We start from the raw sequence: 3,903 nt of genomic DNA on the forward strand, positions 1-3,903 counted from the left end.
CCGCAGCACGGACGGTTCATCGCGCCGGAGTATACACACTGGAGTTTGAAGCGCTGTCGGGAACATCGGTGCTGGATGTGCAGAAGAAGCGGCGTTCATTCCAAAATGAGAAGATGACCTATGAAGCTCTGATCAAGGCAGTGCTTGCCCCGTATTCAGGTGCAGATGCGATCGTATTGGAAGGGGGCGGCAAGCCAATCGGTGAGCCGATCGTACAGTATGATGAGACGGACTGGGAATTCTTGAAGCGAATCGCAAGTCATTCCCAAACGGTTGTCATTAGTGATATATTGGAAGCAAAGCCAAGAATACATATCGGGGTGCCGAAGCTGGAATCGATCGAATTGCCGATAGATATTCCGTATACGGTCAGCAACAATACCCTGCAATATCAACGGGCGAACGCGACGCAGCAGGGGCTGCAGGATCAGGACTTTTTCCAATATGAGATTCATAGTGGACATCGTTACCGGATCGGAAACGAAGCGCAGTTCCGAAAGAAGCAGATGGTGGTTAGCGAAGTGCGGGCTGCCATGGATAAAGGGCAGTTCATCTACACATACCGTCTCGCACGCAGGAACGGCATAAGACAGAACCGGATACATAACAAGAAATTAGTCGGTATTTCCGTCGATGGTAAAGTATTAGATGTCAAAGAGTCGCTGGTCAAGCTTCATTTAACAATGGATAAGGAACAGCCGAAGTCAACGGCATACTGGTTCCCCTTCACCCCGCCAACCGGCAATGTCATGTACTGCATGCCGCAGATCGGGACGAATGCGACCCTGTATTTTCCTAATGATGCCGGGGGCAAGGCAAAAGTCACGGGCTGTGTGCGGACAAACGGTGGAAGCTGCGGCAAGACAGGGAATCCGAACAATCGCTACTTTGGCACCGAGCACGGCAGCGAGCTGGAGATTACGCCGACAGCGATTAACATCACGAGCGGGAGTCAGGAGCCGTTAAAGATCAGCATCGACGATGAACAAGGCATCATCCTGACCAGCCATCGGAAGCTGACGCTTCATGCGGTCGATGATATCTCCCTCTACACCCCCAAGCGAATCATCATCCGGACGCCGAATATGGTTGTAGCCAAGAGACTCAGCAAACTGAGCGGTTTTACGATCGAAAGCGAGTACCACGTCCTGGGCGACCAGGTCAATTCCGATGGCCGGGACCGGACAAGTTATCCGAAGTATAATGACGAGCCAGCGACATGGGAAGGTCCGAAGGTAGAGGAACCGAAGGAAGAGGAGCAGGAAGGAAAGAAGAAGAAGAAGTTTAGCTGGGGGAAACTTCTTGTTGCCGTAGCAGTTGTGGCCGTTGTCGTAGCAGTGTCAGTAGCAACCCTCGGAGCAGGGACAGTGGCTGGTGCAGTAGCTGGTGCAGCGTTGATAGGAGCTGCAACCGGAGCAGTTGCGACAGTCGGGACTATGGTTGCCAACGACATCGCGCGCGGAGAAATGAGTAGTGGCTGGGAATATTTAGAGAGTGCCGCCACGGGAATTATCGTAGGTGCGATAGGAGGAGCGATATTTGGCCCGTTTGGGGGATCAGTGGCGACTTCATTAGTCCCTGCAACAACCGGTCAGGTGGTAAGACAACTAGCCACTAATGCAGGAATCGGATTTATGAGTAGCTATACCGATTATAGCCTGACAGAACTAATTAATGGTCGGACTCCAAACTTTATGGATGCAGTAACAGCTGGTATGTATGGGTCATTGTTTGCCGGTGGTTTTGCAGCCTTAGCCCCTGTAGCAGGATTTCTGAAGGTTGGAGCACAAAAGGCAACGCAACACGGTGTGGATTGGTTTAAAAACTCAAACCTTCAGGACAACATCAGAAGGAGCATGAAAGAACTCGCCAATAACATTCCGAATCCGTTTAAGAATATTCAGAACAGATTAGCATTTGATGGTCCCGGAAGTACATCCCCTTACAGATTTGACATGGAAGATTATCGTCGTAGTGATGGGGGCAAAGGAAGCAACGGGCCAGATCGTTTGCCTGACACACGGAGTGGTTCTGGGGGGACGAGTAATGATGGTAAGATACCTAGAACAGGACCAGAATGGGATGAGTATTTCCGTTCAAAATATGGTGATGAGAATGTAAACTGGAAAACTAGTTCTGAATACAAGCTATATGGTGAAAAGTATATTCCTTATACACCTAAAATCAGGCCAAATGCAACAATTACGAAGCCTTCGTTACCTAAGGAAGGGAAACCAGAAGGAGATTATGCTAAAGCTACAGGTAAAGATGCTCGAGGATTAGTAAGACAAAATGAAGCTGCGGATGTGCTGGCGGAAAATGGGTACCGCACGATGATGCTTGATGAAACGCCCAATGGAAGTTTTCGTGGAAACGGTTATGGCATTGATCCTGATAAAAGTCCAGACTTCATTATTGAAAGGCAGGTTTTTGATTGTTATGCGCCGGATATAGATACGAAACTAAACAACGTTCTCAGAACCCTCAGAGAGAAAACTACAAAACAAGCGAGAAGAATAGTATTAAATTTAAATGATTATCCTGTTGAAAAAAGAGCGGAGCTTATTGAATTTATAAAAAGTCAAACGAAAAAAGATTTAAAACATTTAGATGAACTATTGATCATCGAAGATCGTCAAGTAACTAGAGCGTACTGGAGGTTTGAGTAAATGGACTTTTGGCTATCTATTGGTTCTAATTTGCCTAGAGAAGAATTGAGTAAATTACTCTACAACATGATGAGCGAAGTATTATTTGTAGAATTAATTGATTATGAGGCAGAAGTATGGGATCACTCTGATACTCAATGTGTAAGAGTTGGTTGTACATATTTTTCAATGAGCATTAATTTAGATGATGAGGATGAATATATAGAACGTTACCGTAAGCTGAATCTTGAAACGCATGGTGTGAATACAAACGTTGATATTAGTATCCAATTTATATCACGTACTTTTGATATCGGTTGGTTAAAGTTCCTTGAACTTATCGGGAAATTATTACAATTTAGTAGTCAGGATTTGGTTGTTGAAGATGATTCCTCATATCCATTTCTGAAGAGAATTGACGGGGGTTTATTTATAAATAGTAGGCTAGATGAATATCGAACGTGGTATATGACTAAAGAAAATCTAGAACTACTGAATTATCCTTATGAAGAGGAGGATTTTTCAAAAGATAGTGAAGAAGAAAAGTAAGAGTCTATCAATATATTTGTGTAAACTCACATTCAACCTCAGTAACAAGATCAATATAACCAATAGTCTAAGTTGCCACAATGTTAAATTGGCGAAGCTTATGAATTAGACCCCACCCAGTTCGAATGAAACTATCATTCAACCAATAACAAATATAACCTTGTTATACCCGAATAAAAGATTTCTTCATTTCGGTTGTACGCACATCAAATGCTTTTAATTTATACCCTAAATAACGCTATTCAAATACATCTAGCAGGTTGGTTATGGTCAGATACCATCGTAATTGACCTGTTTTTGTTATCTTCACTTCCATAGATATGATGGAGGGAGCTTTAGATGCCGGAGCAAAGTGAATATGTCGTCCGCGGCGCGGATATTTATTGCGATTGTGGGACCCATCCTCGGAAAATAAATCTGCCAGTAAGTCATGGTTCTTTTGTCAGTGAGAAGCCAATGATGAACGAGACGGATTGCAAGCCAGAAATCAATATCTCCAAGTTTGGAATTTGCACTCATCCGAGTAACACGAGCGGCGAGGAGGTCCACCTCATCCTGCCGGATGGCCGGCAAGTAAGCGGAAAACCTTGTCTGTTGATGCTGACCGGAGAGCCTTGGACTAGAACCAAGACATCGGTAAAAGTGGAAGGGCAATCTGCATTAACGACGGAATCGGAGCTGTATTGTACGATGGGCGGAAAGATCA

General features: G+C 44.8%; 2 protein-coding genes and 1 pseudogene. All 3 read left to right on the forward strand.

The window, feature by feature from the left end; genetic code table 11:
* Window positions 1-2,669: pseudogene (locus ABEQ74_RS29795) on the forward strand (hypothetical protein); the annotation flags it as partial.
* Window positions 2,670-3,197, forward strand: coding sequence for a hypothetical protein (locus ABEQ74_RS29800; RefSeq protein ID WP_430125955.1), 528 nt, complete (start codon window positions 2,670-2,672; stop codon window positions 3,195-3,197).
* A 339-nt stretch (window positions 3,198-3,536) separates the two neighbouring features.
* Window positions 3,537-3,903 (forward strand): DUF4280 domain-containing protein (locus tag ABEQ74_RS29805; RefSeq protein ID WP_430125957.1); only part of this gene is annotated, 367 nt, incomplete at its 3' end.

Origin of the sequence: Paenibacillus solani (assembly GCF_050475945.1) — a bacterium.
Lineage (GTDB): Bacteria > Bacillota > Bacilli > Paenibacillales > Paenibacillaceae > Paenibacillus_AQ > Paenibacillus_AQ solani_A.